The sequence below is a fragment of the Parerythrobacter aestuarii genome, assembly GCF_030140925.1.
Lineage (GTDB): Bacteria > Pseudomonadota > Alphaproteobacteria > Sphingomonadales > Sphingomonadaceae > Parerythrobacter > Parerythrobacter aestuarii.
Window position 1 is genome coordinate 2,273,812 of sequence record NZ_JARBWD010000001.1, and the last position, 23,257, is coordinate 2,297,068.

The window sequence follows — 23,257 nt, forward strand, 5'->3', positions numbered from 1 at the left end:
CGGGGCGGGATTGCCCCGGACAGATGAAGGACTAGCGATTCGCCAGTGAGATCACGCTGAATTGGTGTTACAGGTGATGTTCAGGAAAGTAGGTCTTTTTCTGAACATGAAGTTTTGGCCTGATTTCAGTCCTCTAGTGCCGCCAGCACATCGCGTGTAAAGCTGACTATGTCGAAACGGCTGCCAACCGGATCCTCTCCGCGCCGCACGATCACGACGTTGCGACTGGGAACGATGACCACATATTGCCCGCGATTTCCCATCGCCGCGAAGGTATCTGGCGGCACGCCTTCGCTCTTGTTGAACAGCCAGAACCCCGCGCCATAGCCCAGCGGCCCATTCGGCTGCGGGCCGGACGGGGTGGAGACGTACTTCACCCAGCCTTCGGGAAGGATGCGGGTGCCATCAGGCAGCTTGCCGTCGTTGAGGTAGAGCTGGCCGAAGCGCATCAGATCGGGCGCGGTCGACCAGACCTGACTTGATAGGACATAGTCGCCGCGCCAGTCCATCTCGGCCACGGTATTGCCCATGCGGACCTGCCTGAAGAAATCCGCCGGCGCATAGCTTGCAAACACGTGGTCGATCGATCTGACCGCCATCAATGTGTCGTTGTTGGCATAGCGATAGACTGTGGCGGGAGCATGGACGATGGGCCAATGCGCTGCAGTCTCCGCCACGGTCGAACCACCGAAATACAGCGCATCGGTGCGATTACCTGGCGTGTCCGAATACCTGCCCGATGCCATGCGCAACATGTGATCGATGGTGATATCGGTACGCGGATCGGTCGGACCTACTTCAAGGTCTGCCGCCATCGTCACATCCGCGTCACCGCGCTGGACGGCAACGCCAACCAGTGTGGCTGCGATACTTTTGGCAACCGACCAGGTTCGCTGAGGCGTTGCTGGCCCAAAATCTCCGGCATAGCGCCACATGCCATCACCTGACTGCCCGCTCACGATCACAGCGGTCGTACGCGACCCTTTGCCATAGCTCCCGTCAAAAGCAGCATCGAAGACTTCCGCGCGCTTGCCGGTGATGATGCGATCATGATCATTGACGATGGCATCGGGATAGCTGCGCGGAAGTTTCTCACGCTCGGGTGGCACGGCCATGCCGATTGGCCCCAGCGAACACCCCCCCTCTTCCTTGTGCCAGGCAAGCCGGGGCTGCATGTTGTCGGCCCAATCGACTTCTACGTATGAGAGCACGCCTTCGCCATTTTGGGCCCGCATTACGCGGTACTCCAGTGTGGGCACGATGGTGTCGAGCGGAGCCTGAATGCCTGTCAGTTCCCATCTCTCGACACTCTCGACAGATCGCGTGACGCCATTCGCTTCCGCATTGGCGATCGCGCTGCACAGGAACAGCGCCTTGTACCCGGCAGCAAGCGCGCGGTCGTAGCGGGCGTCGAGCTGCTCCTGCTGGCTCTGGGCGGCGGCGGGGCTAGCGAATGCGAGGGCCGCGACGGCGGCGGCAAGGGTCGGCTGCTTCATGCCGCGCAGGATTGGCCGCTGGCTTCGGGCGAGTCAAAAGCAATCGCACAGCCCTCGCCATCGCACAGCTCGTGCACCATGCCGAGCGCGGCGAAATCCTGCGCGAAATCCTCCAGCGCGAGGATACCTGAACAGACATGCGCGCCGGATGCAGGGAGCACGCCATCCCGATAGCGCCGGATCAGCGCCAGTGCAGCGAGCACCGGGACATAGGGCCCGCGATTGGCATCGGCCTGCAGCACCCAGCGGCGCTCGACCCAATCGCCATTGGCATCACGACCGGTCGCCCGCACCGTCATCGCCCCGCGGTCGCTGCCGAAGGGCAGGAACCATCGCGCCACCGCCAGCATCGGCCTTGCCAGCGGGCGCATGCTCTTCGCCCATCCCCAGCGGACCGGTAGCGCCATCGCCGCAAGGCCCAGATGCAGGAAGCCAAGCTCGAGCCCGGCAAAGAACTCCGCTCCCTCACGCGGTTGATAGCGCTCCACCAGCAGGTCCTGCTCGGGCGTGTCGCAGACGCTAGCCCAGCGCTTGCCAATGCCGGGAATGTCCTCGCGATGGGTCAGGCCCCAGCCAGGTAACTGCTGCCATTGCCGATCGCGGAAGACCTTCACCGGCCTGCCGACATAGGAGAGGATCGCCTCCACCACCGAGAGGCCGCGCGGTGCCCGGTTGCCGGGATAGATGCCCACCCGCAGATGATCGATCCGCTGCCACCCTTGGGTCAATTCGTCGATCACCGCATGCGAGAGCGCGGGGATCGAGCTGGCCCCGGTCACGAGCGGCACCTCGGCCCCCTTGGCGATCTCGTCGAAGCGGGCGAAGGCGCGCACGAACTCGCGCCCGTCGGCAAGGTCGATATAGGGCACCCGCGCGGCAATGGCGGACTCGACTACCCGCATATGCGATCTCTGGAACGGACCGGCAGCATCGATGACAAGATTGTATCTCGCCAGATCATGCGCGGTCAGCCGGTCGCGATCGAGCGCGATGCAGCGGGGCGAACCGGGCAGGCCTCCTGCCACTTCCTTGAGCTTGGTAAGATTGCGGGCAGCGAGCGTCAGCGCCACGCCCTTCTCAAGGCTCGCCCGCTCGGCCAGTCGCGAGCCGAACACGCCGCTGGCGCCCAGGATCAGCACATTGAGCACCTCAGCCATCGCGGAACTGCCCTTGCTGATAGACCAGCTCGCCAAGCCAGCGATGGGTCAGTTGGAGCGAGAAGGTGAAGCGCCCATCCCCGCATTCGATATGCCGCACCACGGTCTCGCCGGGTGCCAGCCAGCGCGGCATCCGAATGCGGTGATCCCGAACTTGCAGGAAGTAGTGATCGCTGCGGAATTCCAGTCCGCCTGCGACCGCTTCGACGCGCAGCGCCATGCCGATGCCGCAGCCGATATGCTCCTCCAGCCCTGTGCTGCCGTTGAACTGTTTGGCGCTGTGGATCACCTGCGGAAAGCCGATCTGACGGCCATAGACCCGCGTCCAGCATTGCCCGCCGTTGGCATGGTCTTCCGACACTGTAACCACAGCCGGCACGCCGCTGTCGAAATTGAGTGGCAGCGGGCCCCCGATCAGCCGTGCCAGCTGGACAAACAACCGTCCGATGCGCGAGCAACGCGCTTCGGTGATTTCACCGGGATAGATTGCCACCCGCGCCCCTTCGATCCGCTTCGAAAACCGCCGCTGGACAGCCTCGGGCAAGCCATTCCAGGCATCGCGCCCTAGCAACCGCCGGAACCGCGCATCGTAAAGGTCTCCAGCCTTGCGCGCTGCGGGTTGTGGTCGGTTGCTGGCACGTGCAGGTTCCATGATCAGTCCCCTGAGAAGTAGTCCGCGTTGCTCAGTCGGCTCCCTTGCCGGGGCGCCAGTTGATGAGCTTGGTGACGCCTGCTCCCATCTTGATCAGCCGGGTCAACGCCGGCTTGGGGACCTTGAGCATCTCGTCATGCCAGCCCGACATGGTGGTGACGAAATCGAGCATCGCGGCGAGCTTCTCGCGCGCCTGCGGGCTGACCTCGGTGTCATGCGCGGCCTCTTCGTTACACAGACGCAGCGCTTCCTCCGCTGGATCGATCTCGCGCGCCTTGCGGCCCTGAGCGATCTTGATCGCCATTTCCCAAATATCGGCCTCGGCACTGAAATGATCGCGGCGGTCGCCGAACACAGGCACGCGGTGGATCAGACGCCAGCCCAGCAATTCCTTGATCGAGTTGGAAACGTTGGAACGCGCCATGCCCAGCTTCTCGGCGATTTCCTCAGCCGTCAGCGGCGTGTCCGAAATGAACAGCAGCGCATGGATCTGGGCCACCGAGCGGTTGACGCCCCACTGCCCGCCAAGGTCACCCCAATGAAGCACGAAGCGTGCTACCGAAGGAGGAAGTTCCGACTCGACTTTAATTTCTGTCATAACAGAAATATCCGACGAAACGGATAGCAAGTCAAGCACGCAAAGAGAAAGGGCCGGCGGATCGTCTCCGCCGGCCCTTTTGAAATCTGGTGTTCGAGAGCGGCTTACGCTTCTTCGAAACTTTCCTCGTCGGCCATCACCGGGCCGCTGTCCTGGCCCTTGGCGTCTTCATCGCGGTCGACGAATTCAATGACCGCCATTTGCGCAGCGTCGCTGCCGCGATAGCCAGCCTTGATGATGCGGGTGTAGCCGCCGTCGCGGTCCGAGTAACGCTCGGCCAGCACGTCGAACAGCTTCTTCAGCTGGGTTTCGTCACCGAGACGGCTCATGGCCAGGCGGCGGTTCGAAAGGCCGCCACGCTTGGCCAGCGTGATCAGCTTCTCGACGTAAGGGCGCAGTTCCTTCGCCTTCGGCAGGGTGGTGACGATCTGCTCGTGCTTGATCAGGGCCGCCGACATGTTGCGAAACATGGCAGTGCGGTGACCCGACTTGCGACCGAGCTTGCGCTGTGAAATTCCGTGACGCATTTGATACTTCCTTCAGTTCGAAAAGGGCCCGTGCAAGGTAGCCCAGTGCTGGCAAAGCGATGTACTGCTACGCCAAGGGCGCGCTCCTAGTGCGCCAAGGAAAAATGTCAAGCACGTTTCACTACATCAAGGGGGATGCACCAAGCCTGGTTCTCGGCTCAAGAAATTTGGCTCTTTGGCCGCGACTCAAGAACGCACGTGACGCGCGTTGCGCGGTGATGATTAGCCGTCGACTAAGGGAAATCACGCGTGAATTTTCGTCGTCGTCTAACGCTTCAGAAGTGAAAAATTCCTGCCCATCAGCGTTATCGTTGGCTCCCTCGGGCTTCTCTTGTCGCGCAGCCTCCAAGTCCTCTCGCCTCAGCTGATCCGCAAACACTTCACAATCGTAGCCATAGGCAAAGATCCTATGACTTGGATGGCGGGACTCTGCAGAACAAAGGTAAACTACGATCGTGTGTGTTTCACGCGAAAGCAACTGACACATGTCGATCAGCTTCTTGCTCCGATTGTATGAAGGCACAAAAATGACGTCTGGGGCTTGATGTGCAAATCGACTGCGTCGGCCCTTCGTGTCAAGCACGAGTCTGACGACCGAGAGGAAAATCGTAGGATCGAATGCGTCAAAACAGATCAGCACCGCCGCAACCCCCTGCGGTGTCACAAAAACATCAAACTCCCATTGCCCTACTGAATCGAGATATTCTCCTATCTTCCGAGCGGGACTCTTCTTCATGCAATAGACTGGGTGCTGACCCCTTCTATCGATCTGGGAGACATAAGTGAAATAACTTAAGGCATGTTGGTAAACTTGTTCGGAAATCTCACCGGCTTCTTTCAAATATCTAGCCTGCCCAACGGACGAAACTTTATGCTCCACTCCTCTATTGTCCCGAATCTTGAGCCCAATATCCTGCTCACCTCGAGCTCTTGAGGAACTATCTGGTAACGGAACATCCTCCTGAATGGAGTCAGGCCACCCCGCTCCTTCTCTTAAATTTTCAAACTTAGATAGAATGACCTCACTAATTGGCATCTTCGGAGAGGACGCATTTGGAAATACCGGCGCAATGTTTCCGCGAATGTTGGGGTCGCTAGAATCATTATCAAACGAACGGTAGATCTTGTGCTGTGAGCCGAGGCACACAAATACGCCTTCGTTGGGAAGAACGCTGTCTTTAATCCGTCCCCAGTTTGGATCGTCACTCTTTGACGAAGCCAAGCGCCAATTTCGACCAGCTTCACCATGATCCGATGATACTAGCCCGATCGGGAGGCCGAACTCAGGCACACAGATAAAATCAGGTTTCGCCCTGATCATCCTGCTCAGATCATCCTTATAACCATCTATCCAGGCTTCAAATTTCGCCATCGCCTTATCGTTCTGGATGTTTGGCCTGAGAAAAATCATACCGCCAGAACCCACGACCGTCTCTGCAATCAACGGTGCATCCACGCGCGTGTTCTCTTCGGTTTCAGGCAGCGCGACTTCAGGCATCACCTTTCGAAGCGAGATTGAAACAGGCCTCGTATTGATTGCAAACCGGATTTTATCGCGCGGTGGACCGCGCCCATCAGCCCTACTTGCTCGCTCCCCAAAGAGACGGGCCGCCGAATCAGCGCAATAGTAATGATATCTTGGTAGACAAATGTCGCGAGTCGCTTCAATCAGCGTTGCAAGTGTTTCCCTCGCCTGCTGCGCAAGGACCTTCTCTTCCGACCGTCCTATGTCATCCTCCCGCCCTGAATTAGTTAACGAAATTCGGTCGGTGGATGATTAAAATAGTTCGCCTAGATCGGCAACTCTTTTGGCTGAGATAGTGTTAGCGGGTGAGTGGGAGAGGTTGATTACAACCCTCTCATCTGCAAGGCGGTCTGCACCAGGCTTTTCAAAACTGCTTGTAACTCCCAGGCCCTTTAACTCAAATGGGCCCGAGACTGCGTCAGTCTCCCCCATTCTCGTCTCAATATAAAATCCGTGCGCCCAATCGAAATCGGTCTCCACAACCGTGTCAATACTGTCGCAGTTACCCGACATTGATCTCCCACAGTGCAAGTAGGACGCCGCATTTTCGCTGGAGAAAAATTTGTCGAGAACCCTAAATGACTTTGATGCACCATCGTCGCGGATTCGCAATTCGCCATCTCGAATCTCTTCCAGGCATTCTCTGAAGGAAGGATCGTCAATTTGCAGCATCAAATCATCTAGCGTAATGTTTCCATTAGGCCTGATCTCTACCTTGTATCCAACCGCACTCTCAAACGCTCCTGCGTAGATTGGCAATGTCGCGCGACAAACCACATCTGCGGCAGCTTCGATCAAGCTCAGGCAATCAATCAATAATGGCTCGTCACCGACCGGATCGAACTCGTTTTCGAGGATCGCTGAGAACCAAAACTTCGAACGGATATCCTCAAAGTCTGAGCCATCCAGATTCGGCAACTTCACACAAATTGTATATGTAAAACTCAGATAGATCTTGATGCCGTGAAAATCGATCAAAGCGTAGTCAGAATGATAAACTTGGCCGCGATTTTCATGCGGTGCATGCACATCACTAGACCGAGCGTATTCGATGACGTCCAGCAATTCCACGTTCTCAATTTCCGCCAGCGTCGCGGCAAGAACTGCGGTCAAGTCTTTGTGGTAGCTAGTCTGAAGGGTTTCTAGAACTACTTCCGCTTGGGATACGGTGAGGGCAATATCCGAAGACAAAACGCGACCAACACGCTTTGTCGCTTGCTTGATGGCTTTGCCCCAGTCCGTCATGGCGAAATCATTACTATGCGATTACCACCAATCATTGGTCGATAACCTACGTTAACGGGATGTTGCCAAGCGTCAAGGCTTCCGGCGACGCCATCACCGGAAGCCTCATTCACTGCAAACATTCTAAGCATGTCAGCCCAACAGTTCCTGTTCGAGCTTTTTGGCCATTTCTTCGATGTTCTCTGGCGGCCAGCCCGGGATGTCCATGCCGAGGCGCAGGCCCATGCTGGAGAGGACTTCCTTGATCTCGTTGAGCGACTTGCGGCCGAAGTTCGGCGTGCGCAGCATCTCGGCTTCGGTCTTCTGGACCAGGTCGCCGATGTAGATGATGTTGTCGTTCTTGAGGCAGTTGGCCGAACGTACCGACAGCTCCAGCTCGTCGACCTTCTTGAGGAGGTAACGGTTGAGTTGGTTGGCATCGTCTTGGGCCGGTTCTGCAGCGACACCGATCATGGCGCTCTGCGGCTGCGGGATACCGTCTTCGAAGTGGACGAACAGCGTCAGCTGGTCCTGCAGGATGCGCGCAGCATAGGCCACGGCGTCTTCAGGGGTGACGGTGCCGTCGGTCTCGATGGTCAGCGAGAGCTTGTCGTAGTCCAGTTCCTGGCCAACACGTGCATTCTCGACCTTGTAGCTGACCTGGCGGATCGGCGAATACAGGCTGTCGACCGGAATCAGGCCGATCGGCGCATCGACCGGGCGGTTCTGCACGGCCGGGACATAGCCCTTGCCGACGTCAGCCGTCAGTTCCATGTTGAGCGTCGCACCTTCGTCGAGATGACAGATCACCAGATCCTTGTTCATCACTTCGATGTCGCCCGAAACGGCGATATCGCCGGCCTTCACTTCGGCCGGGCCGGTGGCGGAAAGCTGCAGCCGCTTGGGACCTTCGCCTTCCATCTTCAGCGCGATCTGCTTCACGTTGAGGACGATGTCGGTGACATCTTCACGCACGCCGGCGAGCGACGAGAATTCGTGCAGCACGTTCTCGATCTTGATCGAAGTGATCGCGGCGCCCTGCAGCGAGCTCAGCAGCACGCGGCGCAGCGCGTTGCCGAGAGTAAGGCCGAAGCCACGCTCGAGCGGTTCGGCCACGAAAGTCGCCTTGCGGGCCTTGTCGCTGCTTTCCTTCAGTTCGAGCTGATTGGGTTTCTTGAGTTCCTGCCAGTTCTTGGTGTTCACGGACATGGATTTCCCCTTGGGGTTCGGATGCGGGCAGGACCGGCAGCGCTGGTAAGAGCGCGTCCGGTCCGTGAGAAAGTGTCGGCGACCGGGAAGGCCGCCGGGCAGGTACGGATCAGACGCGGCGACGCTTGGAAGGCCGGACCCCGTTGTGCGGGATCGGCGTCACGTCGCGGATCGAAGTGATCGTGAAGCCTACTGCCTGCAGGGCACGCAGCGCGCTTTCACGGCCCGAACCCGGGCCCTTCACTTCGACTTCGAGGGTGCGTACGCCGTGCTCTGCAGCCTTGCGGCCTGCATCGTCAGCGGCGACCTGGGCAGCGTAGGGAGTCGACTTGCGGCTACCCTTGAAGCCCATCATGCCGGCCGAAGACCAGCTGATCGCATTGCCCTGCGCGTCGGTGATAGTGATCATGGTGTTGTTGAAGCTGGCGTTGACGTGCGCAACACCGCTGGTGATGTTCTTGCGCTCGCGGCGCCGGATACGGCCTGGTTCGCGTGCCATGGTGGTATTCCCCTAAATCAGTCTGGGAAGCAAAAGCGGGACGAGCCGCTTACTTCTTCTTGCCGGCGATCGGCTTCGCCTTGCCCTTGCGGGTGCGCGCATTGGTGTGCGTGCGCTGGCCACGAACGGGCAGGCCGTTACGATGACGCAGACCGCGATAGGACTTGAGGTCCATCAGGCGCTTGATGTTCATGGCAGTTTCGCGACGAAGGTCGCCTTCCACCATGTAGTCGGCGTCGATCGCTTCACGCAGGCGCAGGACTTCCTCGTCGGAAAGGTCGTGCACACGACGGGCGTGATCGATGCCCAGCTTGTCGGCGATTTCCACAGCGGTCGTACGACCGATCCCGTGGATATAGGTGAGCGCGATGATCACGCGCTTGTTGGTGGGGATATTGACCCCGGCAATACGAGCCACTTACTTCTCCATGCTCCACAAGGGCTTGGGCGTTGACGCCGGCCCCTATCTCATCGCTCAAAACAATCGATGGTTCCGCACATTGGGCCTCACGGCAAAAAGCCCGGATGGCGCGCAAGTAAGGCTGCCGCCTGCCGGACTCGTCCGAAACTGTCGAATGAATGGCGCGCTTAGGGTGATTCTGACCTCTCGTCAACCGCCAGCACGCGCAAAACGACGCGAGTGCCGAAATAGGCACCGCGCGATCAGTATCGAGAAGTCTATCGCGTTAGTTCGCGGCTGTCAAAACCCTCTCGCCTCGAAATCCTGCGGTATTCATGCCCGGCCCGGATCCTCGACTTCCACGCCGTCGAGGAAATCAGCGCCGATGGCGCTCTCGACCTCCGCTTCCGCATCCGTGCCTTCGTCTTCCCCTTCACCGGTCTCAGCGGCAGTATTGTCTTCCACAACTGCCTCTTCAGGGGCTTCCGGATCATCGATCCGCCCGAGCTTGTCGGCCAGCCCGTCAAGCTGCTGCGTCATGACCCCGTCAACGGCCTTGGAAATGCTGTCGACCGGATAGCGCATGAAGCCGCCCACGACATATTCCCACAGGATCCTTGTCCCACCGTCGACCGGCTTGAGCGTTACCGTCAGCACACCTGACACAGGTTCACTCTGCAGCGGCCCCAAGGCACCCTGCATCCGCAATACCTTGCGCGGGTAAGCCTGCAGTACCACCATGTGCTGGGCACTTCCGGCAAGCCCGATCGCGCCGTCGTCTTCCTGCGCCGGGATGCGTTCACAGAAACAGCCACCGCCCTGCGGGGTGATCATCATATTGGCAGCGTCACCCGACCAAGTGTGCGCATCGTTCCACCAGTTCCCGGGCGTGATGAGTTCCAGCCAGACCGTCTGCGGGTCGGATTCGACCACGGCGGAATCGCGGGTCACGAAGCCGCCGTCGACCTGCTGGATGATCTCGGCCTGCGCCGGGGCAGCGAACAGGCTGGCAGCCGCTACGGCCACAGCGATCAAACGGATTGTCATGCATCCCTCCTTGGTCCCTGCCCTATTCCACGGACCGGGGTGAAGGGAAAGGGTTTAGCTCAGCAGGGCTTCGATCGAAGCGGTGACTTCGTCCATCGAGGCCATACCGTCGACCCGCTCGACGAGACCGCGCGCTTCGTAGATCGGCAGGATCGGCGCGGTCTTGCCGCGATATTCCTGCATCCGCGTACGCACCGTTTCCTCGGTATCGTCAGGACGGCGCTTGAACTCGGTCGAACCGCACACGTCGCACACACCTTCCTTCTCAGGCAGCTTGTGGCGGTCGTGGTAACCGGCCCCGCACCTGGCGCATGTGAAGCGGCCGGTGATCCGGTCGACCAGCGCCTCTTCGTTGACTTCGAGTTCGATGACCTTGTCGAGGCTGCGGCCGTGTTGCTTCAGGATGGCGTCGAGCGAATGGGCCTGCGCTTCGGTGCGCGGATAGCCATCGAAGATCGCGCCGACATCATCGCCCATGGCGGCCAGCTCGTCGGAGATCAGGGCAGACACGATCTCGTCGCTGACCAGCTCGCCCGCTTCCATGATCGCCTTGACCTTGAGCCCGGTCGGGGTTTCGTTCTTCACTGCCGCGCGCAGCATGTCGCCGGTCGACAGTTGCTTCATGCCGTGGTTTTCGACGAGACGCTGGGCCTGCGTACCCTTGCCCGCGCCCGGAGGCCCCAGAAGGATGATGTTCACTTAGCGATTACCCCCTCAATGGTTCCGCCGCGGATCTAGCGCGTGCGGCCCTTCAGTTTCGCTTTCTTGATAAGGTCACCGTACTGGTGTGCAAGCAGGTGTGACTGGATCTGGCTGATCGTATCGACCGTCACATTCACCACGATGAGCAGGCTGGTACCGCCAAGGAACAGCGGGATGCCGGTCTGTGCGATGACATATTCTGGCAGCACACAGACGATCGTCAGATAGATCGCGCCGACCACGGTGATACGGGTCAGGACATAGTCGAGATAATCTGCCGTGCGCTTGCCCGGGCGGATGCCAGGGATGAAGCCGCCATTCTTCTTCAGGTTCTCAGCCGTCTCTTCCGGGTTGAACACAACCGCGGTGTAGAAGAAGGCGAAGAACATGATGCCGATGGCATAAAGCGTCATGTAGATCGGCTGGCCGTGCTGCAGGTACTGGTTGAGCGTCACAATGACACTGCCCGCAGTGCTCGATGTATCGACCGAGTTACCGGCAAACTGGCTGATCGTCAGCGGCAGCAGCAGCAGCGAGCTGGCGAAGATCGGCGGGATTACGCCTGCGGTGTTGAGCTTCAATGGCAGGTGCGAGCGATCCGCCTGCATCATGCCGCGCTGGGTCGCACGCTTGGGATACTGGATCAGCAGCCGCCGCTGGGCGCGCTCCATGAAGCAGATGACCAGGATCAGGCCGACAATCATGATCAGGAAACCGACGATCAGGAAGGCGCTGATCGAACCGGTACGGCCGCCTTCGAACATGTTTGCGGCAAAGCTCGGGAACTGCGCAACGATGCCCGCCATGATGATCAGCGACACGCCGTTGCCGATACCGCGGCTGGTAATCTGTTCGCCCAGCCACAGCAGGAACATGGTGCCGCCGACAAGGCTGACTACCGCGCCGACGCGGAACATGTATCCCGGCTGCACCACTGCCTGCAGGCCGGCGGAGTTGGAGAAACTTTCAAGCCCGGCGGCGAGGAACCAACCCTGCATCATGCACAGGAACACCGTGCCGTAGCGGGTGTACTGGTTGAGCTTCTGCCGCCCGGTCGCGCCTTCCTTCTTCAGCGCCATCAGCGTCGGATGCAGGGCCGCAGCCATCTGCACCACGATCGAGGCGGTGATGTAAGGCATGACGCCCAGCGCGATCAGGCTCATGCGCTCGAGACTGCCCCCGGTGAACATGTTGAACATGTCCAGGATACCGCCCTGCGTTTGCTCGGTCAGCTGGCTCAGCGCCTGGGCGTTGATGCCCGGCAGCGGCACAAAGCTGAGGAAGCGGAACACGATCAGCGCACCGATAGTGAACCAGATACGGTTCTGCAGCTCGGTGGCCTTGGAGAAATTGGCGAGGCTGAGATTGCTCGCAATATTGTCGGCGCGTGATGCCATGGGAACGTCTGAATCCTAGCTTGTCGCCGGTCCCTCCCGGCTGTCGGAAGGACACATAGGAAGCGACGGGCCCGATGTCGAACCCGTCGCGACCTTTTTTCCGATTATTCGGCGTCTGCCGCTGCGGCCTTGGGAGCGGTGACTGCGACCGATCCACCAGCCTTTTCAACAGCTTCGATAGCACCCTTCGAGGCACCGGCGACGACGAATTTTACCTTCGCCTTGATCTCGCCCTTGCCCAGCAGGCGAACACCGTCCTTGCCGCCGCGCACCAGACCGCAGGCACGCAGGGCATCTTCAGTGACGTCCTTCTTGCCGTCGAGCTTCTTGGCGTCGATGAACTTCTGCACCATGCCGATGTTCACTTCGGCGTAGTCCTTGCCGAACGGGTTGTTGAAGCCACGCTTCGGCAGGCGCATGTGCAGCGGCATCTGGCCGCCTTCGAAGCCCTTGATGGCTACGCCCGAGCGGCTCTTCTGGCCCTTCTGGCCGCGCGCAGCAGTCTTGCCCTTGCCCGAGCCGATACCACGGCCGACGCGCATGCGCCCCTTACGGGCACCATCATTGTCACGGATGTCGTTGAGTTTCATAGTTGCACTCGCTTTCGCTTTGTTTCGCGCTGATTGGGAAGGCGGCCCCTTAGCGAAGCGCCACCCCCTTGTCACCCCTTAGATTTGCAATTCCGCGGGTGCTTGATACACTTTTGCCACGATCGCACGGACCTCAGGAACTTGGGGAGAGAGTCATGCCTGCGATTACCGATCCGCCACCCGCTGTTGTCGCTGCCGAGCTGGACGCGCTCAAGACCGCACTCGATGCCTCGATCCCGGCGAAAACCGACGACAACACGCTGGTTGCGACCTGGAACATCCGCTCCTTCGGCGACCTGACCCGCAAGTGGGAGAGCAAGTCCGGCGACAGCCCGACGCGCGACCTGCATTCCGCGCTCGCCATCGCCCGCATTCTCGAGCGGTTCGACGTGATTGCCATCCAGGAGGTCAAGTCCAACCTGCGCGCCTTGCGTGACGTATTGAAGGTGCTGGGTCCGGGCTGGTCCTTTGCCCTTACCGACGTCACCTATGGCGACGCCGGCAATGGAGAGCGGCTATGTTACCTCTTCAACACCGACCGCGCACAGCTTTCAGGCCTCGCCTGCGAACTGGTCGTACCAGAAGACCTCGACACGCCCTATTCCACCGCCGCCAACGCCTTCCAGCGCCAGTTCGTGCGTACGCCCTACGCAGTGAGCTTTCGCGCCGGGCGCGATACCTTCGTGCTGGTGACGCTGCACGTCATCTACGGTGATCGCGGCTCCGACCGGCGCAAGGAGCTGGAGGGTATCGCCAAATGGCTGCGCGAATGGGCCGAGCGGACCGAGGATTACTCGCAAAATCTGATCTGCCTCGGCGACTTCAACATCGATCGCGAGGGTGATGACCAGTACATGGCGTTCACATCGACCGGGCTCAAACCTGCGCCTGACCACACCAACCTGCCGCGTACCGTCTTCGACGACTCGCACGAAACCGGCGCGCTCAGCAATTTCTATGACCAGGTCGCCTGGTTCGAGACGCTCAAGGGCAAGCCGTACCTGACCATGCAGTACAAGACCGGCGGCAACTTCGACTTCCGCGGGATACTGAAGCAAGGGATGTCGACCCGATCGATGAGCTACCGGATATCCGATCACTTCCCGCTCTGGGTTGAATTCGAGCGCTTACGCTAGCCTGCCGAAAGCAGACAGGGCACCCATCCGCACTGGATGGGCGCCCTGCCGGAACCGGATTCCTCAGAAGACCTCCGGGCTGTCCTCAAGGACTTAGTCGATCACTTGCACCAGGTGCGGGATCTTGGCGATCGCGCCGAGCACCTCGGGGGTGTCTTCGCGTTCCACGACCTTGTGCATCTTGTTGAGGCCCAGACCGATAAGGATCTTGCGCTGGCTCTCGGGGCGACGGATCGGCGAACCGACCTGCTTGATCTTGATCTTCGCCATAATGCTTACTCCACGACAGCGGCAGCGTCGGCTTCCGCTTCGGTTTCGCTCGCACCACCACGACCAAGTAGGTCAGCGACCTTCTTGCCGCGGCGCTGCGCAACCGACTTCGGCGAAGTCTGGTCCTGCAGCGCTTCGAATGTGGCGCGGATCATGTTGTAGGGGTTCGACGTACCGACCGACTTGGTCACGACGTCGGCAACACCCAGGCTCTCGAACACGGCGCGCATCGGACCACCGGCGATGATGCCGGTACCCGGAGGCGCGGTGCGAACGGTGACCTTGCCGGCACCGAAACGGCCCTTGCCGTCGTGATGCAGCGTGCGGCCTTCCTTGAGCGGGACGCGGATCATCTTCTTGCGGGCAGAAGCCGTCGCCTTGGTGATGGCTTCCGGCACTTCGCGTGCCTTGCCATGACCGAAGCCGACGCGGCCCGAACCGTCACCCACCACGACCAGCGCTGCGAAGCCAAAGCGCTTACCGCCCTTCACTGTCTTCGAAACGCGGTTGATGTGGACGAGCTTCTCGATGATGCCGTCGTCTTCTTCCTCGCGCTTGCCGCGACGATCGTCACGACCGCGACCACGACCACGACCACCTTCACGGTTGCCACCGCGACCGCCACGACCCTGGCGTTCCTGCTGCGGCGCTTCGGCCGGAGCTTCTTCTGCCGGGGCAGCTTCGGCAGCCGGAGCTGCTTCAGCGGCGGGCGCTTCCGTTGCCGGAGCTTCGGTTGCTGCGGTCTCTTCGACCTTAGCTTCTTCGTTCTTGTTTTCGTCAGCCATCATCAGAACTCCAGCCCGCCTTCGCGGGCGGCGTCGGCCAGCGCTTTCACGCGGCCATGGAACAGGAACCCGCCGCGATCGAACACGACAGTGGTGACGCCAGCCTTCTTGGCGGCGGCGGCGATATCCTTGCCCACCTTGGCAGCGGCATCGACATTCGCACCCGAGGTCTTGGACCCCAGGGTCGACGCGGCGGCAAGCGTCTTGCCGTCCATGTCATCGATGACCTGTGCGTAGATGTGCTTGCCGGTGCGGTGCACGGACAGGCGCGGCTTGGAACCGGCGCGCTTGCGCAGCGCAGTGCGCACACGCTGGCGGCGGCGTTCAAAGAGAGAAAGCTTTGCCATCTTACTTCTTCTTCCCTTCCTTGCGGAAGACATACTCGCCTTCGTACTTGATGCCCTTGCCCTTGTACGGTTCCGGCTTGCGCCAGCGGCGAATTTCAGCAGCGAGCTGGCCGACGGCCTGCTTGTCGATGCCGGTGACGATAACTGTCGTCTGGTCCGGTGTTTCGACCGTCAGGCCTTCCGGCACGTCGATGTTCACGTCGTGGCTGTAGCCGAGCTGCAGGTTCAGGATCTTGCCCTGGGCCTTGGCACGGTAGCCGACGCCGGAGATTTCCAGCTTGCGCGAGAAGCCATCGGTAACGCCTTCGACGAGGTTGGAAACCAGCGTTCGCTGCATGCCCCAGTGGTTGCGGGCAGCGCGCGAATCATTGGCCGGCTTCACCGACAGTTCGCCGTCTTCCAGCTTGTACTCGACGAGTTCGCTCAGGCCCATGGACAGCGTGCCCTTGGGTCCTTTGACGCTCAGCGTGCCTTCTTCAATGGTGGCCGTGACCCCACCAGGGATCGCCACCGGCTTTTTGCCAATGCGGCTCATCAGAATACCTCCGCCAGCACTTCGCCGCCGACGTTCTGAGTGCGGGCTTCCGCATCGGAAAGCACACCCTTGGGCGTCGAGACGATGGTGATGCCGAGGCCGTTGCGTACGATCGGCAGTTCCTTCGAACCCGAATAGACGCGACGGCCAGGCTTGGAGACGCGAGCGACATGCTTGATGGCAGGCTCGCCTTCGAAATACTTCAGTTCGATCCGCAGTTGCGGGTGCTTGCCCGAAGCGTCGTCGCTGTAGCCACGGATGTAGCCTTCGCGCTGGAGCACTTCGAGAACGTTTGCACGCAGCTTGGAAGCAGGCGAGAGGACGCTGTCCTTCTTCGCACGCTGGCCGTTGCGGATGCGGGTGAGCATATCACCCAGGGGATCGGTCATAGCCATGTCTTAGATCCTCACCAGCTCGACTTGGTCAGGCCCGGAATCAGGCCCCTGTTGCCGAGTTCGCGCAGCTCGATACGGTTGATGCCGAACTTGCGGTAATAGCCGCGCGGGCGGCCGGTGGTGGCGCAGCGGTTGCGCACGCGGGTCGGGTTAGCGTTCCGCGGCAGTTCCGCCATCTTCAGGCGCGCAATGAGACGCTCGGTTTCGTCGAGCGACTTGTCATTCGCGATCGCCTTCAGCTTCTCGTACTTCGCAGCATACTGCTTGACGAGCTTCTTGCGCTTTTCGTTCTTATTGATCGAACTCAGTTTCGCCATTGGACTTAAGTTCCTCTGTTAGCGGCTCACGCCGCTTCCTTCTCTTGTTCCGCGGGGAACGGGAAACCGAACAGGCGCAGCAATTCCTTCGCCTCTTCGTCGGTTTTCGCCGTGGTGGTGACGATGATGTCCATGCCACGCACCTTCTCGATCTTGTCGTACGAGATTTCCGGGAAGATGATCTGTTCCTTCAGGCCCATGGCGTAGTTGCCACGGCCGTCGAACGACTTGGGGTTGAGACCACGGAAGTCGCGAATACGCGGCATCGCGATGGTCACAAGGCGGTCGAGGAATTCGTACATGCGTTCGCGGCGCAGGGTGACCTTGCAACCGATCGGCATGCCTTCACGCAGCTTGAACTGCGCAATCGACTTCTTGGCCTTGGTGATAACCGGCTTCTGGCCGGCAATCAGGGCCATTTCCTCGGCAGCCGTCTGGACCTTTTTCTTGTCCTGGCTCGCCTCGCCCACGCCCATGTTGAGCGTGATCTTTTCCAGCTTCGGCACTTCGAGACGGTTCTTGTAACCGAACTTCTCGGTCATCGCCTTGACGATTTCGTCCTCGAAGCGGGCCTTCATGCGGGGGGTATAATCAGCCATCGATGGTCTCCCCACTTTTCACGGCAACACGCACCTTCTTGCCGTCCTTCTCTTCGATACGGACGCGGGTGGGCTTGCCATCCTTCGGATCTGCCACGGCTACCTTGGCGATGTGCATCGGCGCTTCGTAGCGGTCGATGCCACCCTGCGGGTTGGCCTGGCTCGGCTTGCGGTGACGGGCGATCATGTTGACGCCCGAGACGACGACCTTGCCTTCTTTCGGCATGATCTTCGCGACGGTGCCGGTCTTGCCCTTGTCCTTACCGGACAGGACGACGACGCTGTCACCCTTCTTGATCTTGGCAGCCATTACAGCACCTCCGGAGCAAGCGAGACGATCTTCATGAAGCCGCGGCCGCGCAGTTCGCGCACCACCGGGCCAAAGATACGGGTGCCGATCGGCTCTTCGTTCTTGCTGACGAGGACCGCAGCATTGCTGTCGAAGCGGATCACGCTGCCATCGGGGCGGCGGACGTCCTTCTTCGTACGCACGATGACAGCGCGATGGACATCGCCCTTCTTCACCTTGGCGCGCGGCTGGGCTTCCTTCACGGAAACCACGATCACGTCCCCGACACTCGCGGTGCGCCGCTTCGAGCCGCCCAGTACCTTGATGCACTGGACGCGCTTGGCGCCGCTATTGTCCGCGACGTCGAGATTGGATTGCATCTGGATCATTGATCCGGTTCCTTCTCTTGGCTTGCCGGGACACCCAAAACGACTGGGGCCTGGCAGTTCCTACGTCTAATTACTCAGCACCACCGGGGGTTGCTTCGGCCACATCGAGATCAGCCTCGACCGCCTGCGTACCGCCCGCAGTTACGCGGTCCTTTACAGTCCAGGTCTTGGTCTTCGAGATCGGCTTGGTCTCTTCGATGCGGACGACGTCGCCCAGCGTGTATTCGTTCTGCTCGTCATGAGCGTGGTACTTCTTCGAACGACGGATGATCTTCCCGTACAGCGGGTGTTTCACCTTCCGTTCGACCAGCACGGTCACGGTCTTGTCGGTCTTGTCGGAGGTGACAGTCCCGATCAGGATACGTTTCGGCATTGTCTAACTCCTCAAGCCTTCGCTGCGCGGGCGCGTTCGCCCTGCAGCGTCTTGATCTTGGCGATGGTGCGACGGACTTCGCGGATGCGAGCCGGAGCTTCGAGCTGGTTCGTGGCAGCCTGGAAGCGCAGGTTGAACTGCTCTTTCTTCAGCTGGGTCAGCTCTTCGGTAAGCTGGTCGTCGCTCTTCTGACGCAGGTCTTCGACTTTAGCCATCAGTTGCCTCCCAGGTGCGAGGTGTCGCCGAGACGGGCAACGACCTTGGTCTTGATCGGAAGCTTCATCGCAGCGCGCTCGAATGCAGTTGCAGCGATCGGACCGGGGACACCGTCGAGTTCGAACAGGATGCGGCCCGGCTTGACGCGGGCTGCCCAGTATTCGACCGAGCCTTTGCCCTTACCCTGGCGCACTTCAGCCGGCTTCTTGGAAACCGGAACGTCGGGGAAGACGCGGATCCACAGGCGGCCCTGACGCTTGATGGCGCGGGTGATGGCACGACGCGCGGCTTCAATCTGGCGAGCGGTGAGACGCTCAGGTTCGAGAGCCTTGAGGCCGTAGGAGCCGAAGTTCAGGGAGGTGCCGCCCTTGGCATCGCCCTTGATCTTGCCCTTGAAGGCCTTGCGGTACTTGGTTTTCTTCGGTTGCAGCATGGTTCTTTCCTAATCCTGCAATCAGCGAGCCGGACGCACGCCGGAAGTCTGCGCTTCCATCATGAGGCGGTCCTGCGCGGTCGGGTCATGGCCGAGGATCTCGCCCTTGAAGACCCACACCTTGATGCCGATGATGCCGTATGCGGTCAGCGCTTCGGCTTCGGCATAGTCGATATTGGCACGCAGCGTGTGCAGCGGAACGCGACCTTCGCGATACTGCTCGACGCGGGCGATTTCCGCACCACCGAGACGGCCGCCACAGACGATCTTGATGCCTTCGGCACCCAGACGCATGGCAGACTGCATGGCGCGCTTCATCGCGCGGCGGAAAGCGACACGGCGGATCAGCTGGTCGGCGATGCCCTGAGCGACGAGCTTGGCGTCGATTTCCGGCTTGCGGATCTCGACGATGTTCAGCTTCACTTCGCTTTCAGTCATGGTCGACAGCTTCTGGCGCAGCTTCTCGATGTCTGCGCCCTTCTTGCCGATGATCACGCCGGGGCGCGCCGCGTAGATCGATATCCGGCACAGCTTGGCCGGGCGCTCGATCACAACCTTCGAAATCGCGGCCTGGGCAGCGTTTTCAAGGATGTACTTGCGGATTGCGATGTCCTCGGCCAGCAGCTTGGCATAGTCGTTGCCTTCGGCATACCAGCGGCTGTCCCAGGTGCGGTTGATCTGCAGGCGCAGACCGATCGGATTGCTCTTCTGGCCCATCTTACGCCTCTTCCACTTCGCGCACGACAATCCGAAGCTTGCTGAACGGCTTCAGGATGCGGGTGCTCTTGCCGCGGCCACGGGTGTGGAACCGCTTCATGGTGATCGACTTGCCCACGGAAGCCTCGGCAACGACAAGAGCGTCGACGTCGAGGTCGTGGTTGTTTTCGGCATTGGCGATGGCCGAGGCGAGCACCTTGCTCGCATCCTTGGCCATGGCCTTCTTCGAGAAAGCGAGAATGTTCAGCGCTTCCTCTGCCTTCTTGCCGCGGATCAGTTCGGCAACGAGGTTCAGCTTCTGCGCCGAACCACGGATGGTGGTGCCGACAGCCAGTGCCTCGTTGTCCGCCACGCGGCGGGGGGATTTAGCCTTGCCCATTAGCGCTTGCCCTTCTTGTCGGCAGCGTGGCCCGGGAAGGTACGCGTGGGCGCGAATTCACCGAGCTTGTGACCGACCATTTCTTCCGAAACGGAGACGGGGATGAACTTGTGGCCGTTGTAGACGTTGAACGTCAGACCAACGAACTGCGGGAGGATAGTCGAGCGGCGCGACCAGGTCTTGATCGGCTTGTTGCTGCTCGCTTCCTGTGCGTCCTCCGCCTTCTTCAGAAGGCTGAGTTCGACGAAAGGACCTTTCCAGACGGAACGTGCCATCGTGTCTTACCTCTTCTTCTTGGCGTGGCGCGAACGGATGATCATCTTGTCCGTCTGCTTGTTGTTGCGGGTGCGGGCACCCTTGGTCGGCTTGCCCCACGGGGTAACCGGATGGCGACCACCGCTGGTGCGGCCTTCACCACCACCGTGCGGGTGGTCGACCGGGTTCTTCGCAACACCACGCGTGAGGGGCTTCTTGCCCTTCCAGCGGGTGCGACCGGCCTTGCCGAAATTCTGGTTCTGGTTGTCGGGGTTCGAAACCGCACCAACCGTACCCATGCAATCGGCCCGCAGGTAACGCTGCTCGCCCGAGTTCAGGCGGACGATAACCATGCCGCGGTCACGACCGACGAGCTGGACATAAGCGCCTGCCGAACGGGCGATCTGGCCGCCCTTGCCCGGCTTCATCTCCACATTGTGGCAAATGGTGCCGACCGGCATCTGGCCCAACAGCATCGCGTTGCCCGGCTTGGTGTCGCACTTCTCAGCAGCGATCACCTTGTCACCGATAGCGAGGCGCTGCGGAGCGATGATGTAAGCCAGCTCACCGTCGTCATACTTGATGAGCGCGATGAAAGCGGTGCGGTTGGGATCGTACTCGATCCGCTCCACGGTGCCTTCGACGTCCCACTTGCGACGCTTGAAGTCGATGAAGCGATACTTCTGCTTGTGACCGCCGCCAATGCCGCGCGAGGTCACGTGGCCCTTGTTGTTGCGGCCACCCGTCTTGCGCTTGCCTTCGGTGAGCGACTTGACCGGCTTGCCTTTGTACAGGCCGGACTTGTCGACCAGGATCAGGCCGCGACGTGCGGGGCTGGTCGGGTTGTAGTTCTTGAGTGCCATGTTCCTCTAGCCCCTCAGATACCGCTGGTGACGTCGATCGAGTCGCCGTCCTTCAGGGTGACAACGGCCTTCTTCACGTCGGTCCGCTTGTAGGGCTTGCCGCGCCAGCGCTTGGTCTTGCCCTTCACGTTGATCGTGTTGACGCCGGTCACGCTCACGCCAAAGATCGCCTCGACGGCTTCCTTGATCTGCGGCTTGGTTGCGTCATTGGCCACCTTGAACACGACGGCGTTGTGCTCGGAAGCCAGCGTCGCTTTCTCAGTGATGTGCGGTGCGAGCACGACATCGTAGTGGCGTGCGTCCACTTCTTTCGCCTTAGCCATTGAAACGGCCCTCCAGCTTCTCGACCGCGTCCTTGGTGAGGACCAGCGTGTCGTGCTTCAGGATGTCGTAGACATTCGCGCCCATTGCCGGCAGCACGTTGACACCCTTGAGGTTGCCAGCGGCCTTCTTGAAGCCTTCGTTGACGGTTTCGCCGTCGATCACGAGGACCTTGCCGTTCCAGCCGTTCTTGCCGAAAGCAGCGGCCAGAGCCTTGGTCTTGGCGTCCTTGAGCTCAAGGCTGTCGACGACAACGAGGCCGTCCTTCGCCTTGCTCGAGAGGGCCATCTTCAGACCGAGAGCACGGATCTTCTTGTTCAGCGACTGGTTGAAGTCGCGCTTGCGGGCACCGTGAGCCTTACCGCCACCGATGAAGATCGGAGCGCCGCGATCGCCGTGGCGAGCGCCGCCCGAACCCTTTTGACGGCCGAACTTCTTGCCGGTGCGGGCCACGTCCGAACGCTCGCGCGTCGGGCGGGCAGTGCCGCGGCGGTTTTCCAGCTGCCAGGTGACAACACGGTGGAGGATGTCGGCCCGCGGCTCAACACCGAATACGGCGTCGTTGAGCTCGACATCACCGGCAGCCTTGCCGTCGATTTTCTGGACCTTCACCTTCACGGCTTAGCCCTCCTTGCCTGCATCGCTGTCGTCGGCCTTGGGAGCCTCTTCAGCGGGGGTTTCTTCAGCCGGAGCTGCGGTGTCGACGGCCTGCTCTTCGGCAGCTGCCTCTTCGACCACGGCCTCTTCGGTTGCGACATCGTCGAGCTTCTGCTCGTCAGCCACCGGAGCGTCAGCTTCCTTGGCCGGAGCATTCTTCTCGAGCACGGCACCGGGGAACGGCACACCTTCGGGGAGCGGCAGCTTCACGGCGTCGCGGATCAGCATCCAGCTGTTCTTCGCGCCCGGGACCGAGCCCTTGACGAAGATCAGGCCGCGATCGGCGTCAGTGCGCACGATCTCGAGGTTCTGCTGGGTACGCTGACGGTCGCCCATATGGCCGGCCATCTTCTTGCCCTTGAACACGCGGCCCGGATCCTGGCGGTTACCGGTCGAACCGTGCGAACGGTGCGAGAGCGAAACGCCGTGGGTGGCACGCAGACCACCGAAGCCCCAACGCTTCATCGCACCAGCAAAACCCTTACCCTGGGTATAGCCGGTAACATCGACCTTCTGGCCGGCGACGAAGTGTTCCGCGCTGATCGAAGCACCGACCGGCAGCAGCCCGTCTTCGCCTTCGACGCGGAATTCAGCGACCTTCATCTTCAGGCCGACTTCGGCCTTGGCGAAGGCTTCGCGCTGAGGCTTGTTGACATTCTTCTGCTTGGCCACGCCCGAGCCGACCTGCAGTGCGAAGTAACCATCGCGGTCTGCAGTCCGCTGGGACACGACCTGGCAATCTTCCAGGGCCAGAACAGTCACGGGAACGTGACGTCCATCCTCCTGGAACAGGCGGGTCATCCCGACTTTCTTTGCGATCACGCCAGTGCGCATCGTCAAAACTCCTAACAGAGGCACATGAGGCCCATCCCCATGTGCATGCGGGCCTGCCATTCACGGACAGACCCGTTTCAACCCGAATTGTTATGCGTCGCCCCGTCCGGGCTGAATGCTCGCA

Annotated in this window: 34 protein-coding genes; 1 reads left to right on the top strand and 33 read right to left on the bottom strand. The window is 60.5% G+C overall.

The window, feature by feature from the left end:
* Positions 1 to 125 precede the first annotated feature (125 nt).
* The 14 genes from QPW08_RS11060 to rplO form a co-directional block, all read right to left on the bottom strand.
* Positions 126 to 1,496: a serine hydrolase domain-containing protein gene (locus QPW08_RS11060; RefSeq protein WP_284125867.1), complete on the bottom strand. Its 1,371-nt coding sequence runs from the start codon at positions 1,494 to 1,496 to the stop codon at positions 126 to 128.
* Positions 1,493 to 2,653 (bottom strand): saccharopine dehydrogenase family protein, encoded by a 1,161-nt coding sequence (locus QPW08_RS11065; RefSeq protein ID WP_284125868.1) that lies wholly within the window; start codon positions 2,651 to 2,653, stop codon positions 1,493 to 1,495. Before QPW08_RS11065 ends, QPW08_RS11060 begins: the two co-directional genes overlap by 4 nt.
* Positions 2,646 to 3,305, bottom strand: coding sequence for a DUF4166 domain-containing protein (locus tag QPW08_RS11070; RefSeq protein WP_284125869.1), 660 nt, complete (start codon positions 3,303 to 3,305; stop codon positions 2,646 to 2,648). Before QPW08_RS11070 ends, QPW08_RS11065 begins: the two co-directional genes overlap by 8 nt.
* 31 nt (positions 3,306 to 3,336) lie before the next feature.
* Complete coding sequence (locus QPW08_RS11075) at positions 3,337 to 3,903, bottom strand: GbsR/MarR family transcriptional regulator (RefSeq protein ID WP_284125870.1); 567 nt, start codon at positions 3,901 to 3,903, stop codon at positions 3,337 to 3,339.
* Positions 3,904 to 4,007: 104 nt separating this feature from the next.
* Positions 4,008 to 4,430, bottom strand: a complete 423-nt coding sequence (gene rplQ, locus QPW08_RS11080) for a 50S ribosomal protein L17 (RefSeq protein ID WP_284125871.1) — start codon at positions 4,428 to 4,430, stop codon at positions 4,008 to 4,010.
* Positions 4,431 to 4,551: 121 nt separating this feature from the next.
* Positions 4,552 to 5,928, bottom strand: coding sequence for a hypothetical protein (locus QPW08_RS11085; RefSeq protein ID WP_284125872.1), 1,377 nt, complete (start codon positions 5,926 to 5,928; stop codon positions 4,552 to 4,554).
* Between the two features lie 279 nt (positions 5,929 to 6,207).
* Entirely contained in the window at positions 6,208 to 7,200 is a 993-nt protein-coding gene (locus QPW08_RS11090) for a hypothetical protein (RefSeq protein WP_284125873.1), read from the bottom strand.
* Between the two features lie 132 nt (positions 7,201 to 7,332).
* The gene (locus tag QPW08_RS11095) at positions 7,333 to 8,388 is read right to left on the bottom strand and encodes a DNA-directed RNA polymerase subunit alpha (protein ID WP_284125874.1); all 1,056 of its coding nucleotides are present in this window, start codon (positions 8,386 to 8,388) and stop codon (positions 7,333 to 7,335) included.
* A 109-nt stretch (positions 8,389 to 8,497) separates the two neighbouring features.
* Entirely contained in the window at positions 8,498 to 8,887 is a 390-nt protein-coding gene (gene rpsK, locus QPW08_RS11100) for a 30S ribosomal protein S11 (RefSeq protein ID WP_284125875.1), read from the bottom strand.
* Between the two features lie 49 nt (positions 8,888 to 8,936).
* Positions 8,937 to 9,305 carry a 30S ribosomal protein S13 gene (gene rpsM / locus QPW08_RS11105; RefSeq protein WP_284125876.1) on the bottom strand — a complete coding sequence of 123 codons (369 nt, stop codon included), beginning with the start codon at positions 9,303 to 9,305 and terminating at the stop codon, positions 8,937 to 8,939.
* A 315-nt stretch (positions 9,306 to 9,620) separates the two neighbouring features.
* Positions 9,621 to 10,334, bottom strand: a complete 714-nt coding sequence (locus QPW08_RS11110) for an SRPBCC family protein (RefSeq protein WP_284125877.1) — start codon at positions 10,332 to 10,334, stop codon at positions 9,621 to 9,623.
* Between the two features lie 54 nt (positions 10,335 to 10,388).
* Positions 10,389 to 11,033, bottom strand: coding sequence for an adenylate kinase (locus tag QPW08_RS11115; RefSeq protein ID WP_284125878.1), 645 nt, complete (start codon positions 11,031 to 11,033; stop codon positions 10,389 to 10,391).
* A 35-nt stretch (positions 11,034 to 11,068) separates the two neighbouring features.
* A complete protein-coding gene (gene secY / locus QPW08_RS11120) occupies positions 11,069 to 12,433 on the bottom strand; it encodes a preprotein translocase subunit SecY (RefSeq protein WP_284125879.1) in 1,365 nt (454 codons plus the stop codon).
* Positions 12,434 to 12,537: 104 nt separating this feature from the next.
* The gene (gene rplO / locus QPW08_RS11125) at positions 12,538 to 13,023 is read right to left on the bottom strand and encodes a 50S ribosomal protein L15 (protein WP_284125880.1); all 486 of its coding nucleotides are present in this window, start codon (positions 13,021 to 13,023) and stop codon (positions 12,538 to 12,540) included.
* A 155-nt stretch (positions 13,024 to 13,178) separates the two neighbouring features.
* On the opposite strand from rplO, the gene QPW08_RS11130 reads away from it, so the two are divergent.
* Positions 13,179 to 14,159, top strand: a complete 981-nt coding sequence (locus QPW08_RS11130; protein WP_284125881.1) for an endonuclease/exonuclease/phosphatase family protein — start codon at positions 13,179 to 13,181, stop codon at positions 14,157 to 14,159.
* A gap of 93 nt (positions 14,160 to 14,252) precedes the next feature.
* Here the strand turns inward: QPW08_RS11130 and rpmD are convergent, their stop codons facing one another.
* From rpmD to rplC, 19 genes are all read right to left on the bottom strand, one after another.
* Entirely contained in the window at positions 14,253 to 14,429 is a 177-nt protein-coding gene (gene rpmD, locus QPW08_RS11135) for a 50S ribosomal protein L30 (protein WP_284125882.1), read from the bottom strand.
* A 5-nt stretch (positions 14,430 to 14,434) separates the two neighbouring features.
* Positions 14,435 to 15,217: a 30S ribosomal protein S5 gene (rpsE, locus tag QPW08_RS11140; RefSeq protein WP_284125883.1), complete on the bottom strand. Its 783-nt coding sequence runs from the start codon at positions 15,215 to 15,217 to the stop codon at positions 14,435 to 14,437.
* Positions 15,217 to 15,561 (bottom strand): 50S ribosomal protein L18, encoded by a 345-nt coding sequence (rplR, locus tag QPW08_RS11145; protein WP_284125884.1) that lies wholly within the window; start codon positions 15,559 to 15,561, stop codon positions 15,217 to 15,219. The genes rpsE and rplR overlap by 1 nt, the downstream gene beginning before the upstream one ends.
* A gap of 1 nt (position 15,562) precedes the next feature.
* The gene (rplF, locus tag QPW08_RS11150) at positions 15,563 to 16,096 is read right to left on the bottom strand and encodes a 50S ribosomal protein L6 (RefSeq protein ID WP_284125885.1); all 534 of its coding nucleotides are present in this window, start codon (positions 16,094 to 16,096) and stop codon (positions 15,563 to 15,565) included.
* Positions 16,096 to 16,491, bottom strand: coding sequence for a 30S ribosomal protein S8 (rpsH, locus tag QPW08_RS11155; protein ID WP_284125886.1), 396 nt, complete (start codon positions 16,489 to 16,491; stop codon positions 16,096 to 16,098). The genes rplF and rpsH overlap by 1 nt, the downstream gene beginning before the upstream one ends.
* An 11-nt stretch (positions 16,492 to 16,502) precedes the next feature.
* Positions 16,503 to 16,808 (bottom strand): 30S ribosomal protein S14, encoded by a 306-nt coding sequence (gene rpsN, locus QPW08_RS11160; RefSeq protein ID WP_284125887.1) that lies wholly within the window; start codon positions 16,806 to 16,808, stop codon positions 16,503 to 16,505.
* 26 nt (positions 16,809 to 16,834) lie between these two features.
* Positions 16,835 to 17,407, bottom strand: coding sequence for a 50S ribosomal protein L5 (gene rplE, locus QPW08_RS11165; RefSeq protein WP_284125888.1), 573 nt, complete (start codon positions 17,405 to 17,407; stop codon positions 16,835 to 16,837).
* Positions 17,400 to 17,717, bottom strand: coding sequence for a 50S ribosomal protein L24 (rplX, locus tag QPW08_RS11170; RefSeq protein WP_284125889.1), 318 nt, complete (start codon positions 17,715 to 17,717; stop codon positions 17,400 to 17,402). Before rplX ends, rplE begins: the two co-directional genes overlap by 8 nt.
* A complete protein-coding gene (gene rplN, locus QPW08_RS11175) occupies positions 17,717 to 18,085 on the bottom strand; it encodes a 50S ribosomal protein L14 (RefSeq protein ID WP_284125890.1) in 369 nt (122 codons plus the stop codon). The genes rplX and rplN overlap by 1 nt, the downstream gene beginning before the upstream one ends.
* A 70-nt stretch (positions 18,086 to 18,155) precedes the next feature.
* The gene (rpsQ, locus tag QPW08_RS11180; protein ID WP_284125891.1) at positions 18,156 to 18,458 is read right to left on the bottom strand and encodes a 30S ribosomal protein S17; all 303 of its coding nucleotides are present in this window, start codon (positions 18,456 to 18,458) and stop codon (positions 18,156 to 18,158) included.
* A gap of 11 nt (positions 18,459 to 18,469) precedes the next feature.
* Positions 18,470 to 18,673, bottom strand: coding sequence for a 50S ribosomal protein L29 (gene rpmC / locus QPW08_RS11185; RefSeq protein ID WP_284125892.1), 204 nt, complete (start codon positions 18,671 to 18,673; stop codon positions 18,470 to 18,472).
* Entirely contained in the window at positions 18,673 to 19,107 is a 435-nt protein-coding gene (rplP, locus tag QPW08_RS11190) for a 50S ribosomal protein L16 (protein ID WP_284125893.1), read from the bottom strand. The genes rpmC and rplP overlap by 1 nt, the downstream gene beginning before the upstream one ends.
* Before the next feature lie 21 nt (positions 19,108 to 19,128).
* Positions 19,129 to 19,824, bottom strand: a complete 696-nt coding sequence (gene rpsC / locus QPW08_RS11195) for a 30S ribosomal protein S3 (RefSeq protein WP_284125894.1) — start codon at positions 19,822 to 19,824, stop codon at positions 19,129 to 19,131.
* 1 nt (position 19,825) lies between these two features.
* On the bottom strand, positions 19,826 to 20,203 hold the full coding sequence (rplV, locus tag QPW08_RS11200; RefSeq protein WP_284125895.1) for a 50S ribosomal protein L22: 378 nt from the start codon (positions 20,201 to 20,203) through the stop codon (positions 19,826 to 19,828).
* Entirely contained in the window at positions 20,203 to 20,478 is a 276-nt protein-coding gene (rpsS, locus tag QPW08_RS11205) for a 30S ribosomal protein S19 (protein WP_284125896.1), read from the bottom strand. Before rpsS ends, rplV begins: the two co-directional genes overlap by 1 nt.
* A 6-nt stretch (positions 20,479 to 20,484) precedes the next feature.
* Positions 20,485 to 21,321: a 50S ribosomal protein L2 gene (rplB, locus tag QPW08_RS11210; protein WP_284125897.1), complete on the bottom strand. Its 837-nt coding sequence runs from the start codon at positions 21,319 to 21,321 to the stop codon at positions 20,485 to 20,487.
* 14 nt (positions 21,322 to 21,335) lie between these two features.
* Positions 21,336 to 21,644: a 50S ribosomal protein L23 gene (locus tag QPW08_RS11215; protein WP_284125898.1), complete on the bottom strand. Its 309-nt coding sequence runs from the start codon at positions 21,642 to 21,644 to the stop codon at positions 21,336 to 21,338.
* Complete coding sequence (gene rplD, locus QPW08_RS11220; RefSeq protein WP_284125899.1) at positions 21,637 to 22,260, bottom strand: 50S ribosomal protein L4; 624 nt, start codon at positions 22,258 to 22,260, stop codon at positions 21,637 to 21,639. Before rplD ends, QPW08_RS11215 begins: the two co-directional genes overlap by 8 nt.
* A gap of 3 nt (positions 22,261 to 22,263) precedes the next feature.
* Positions 22,264 to 23,133, bottom strand: a complete 870-nt coding sequence (gene rplC, locus QPW08_RS11225; protein ID WP_284125900.1) for a 50S ribosomal protein L3 — start codon at positions 23,131 to 23,133, stop codon at positions 22,264 to 22,266.
* Positions 23,134 to 23,257 lie beyond the last annotated feature (124 nt).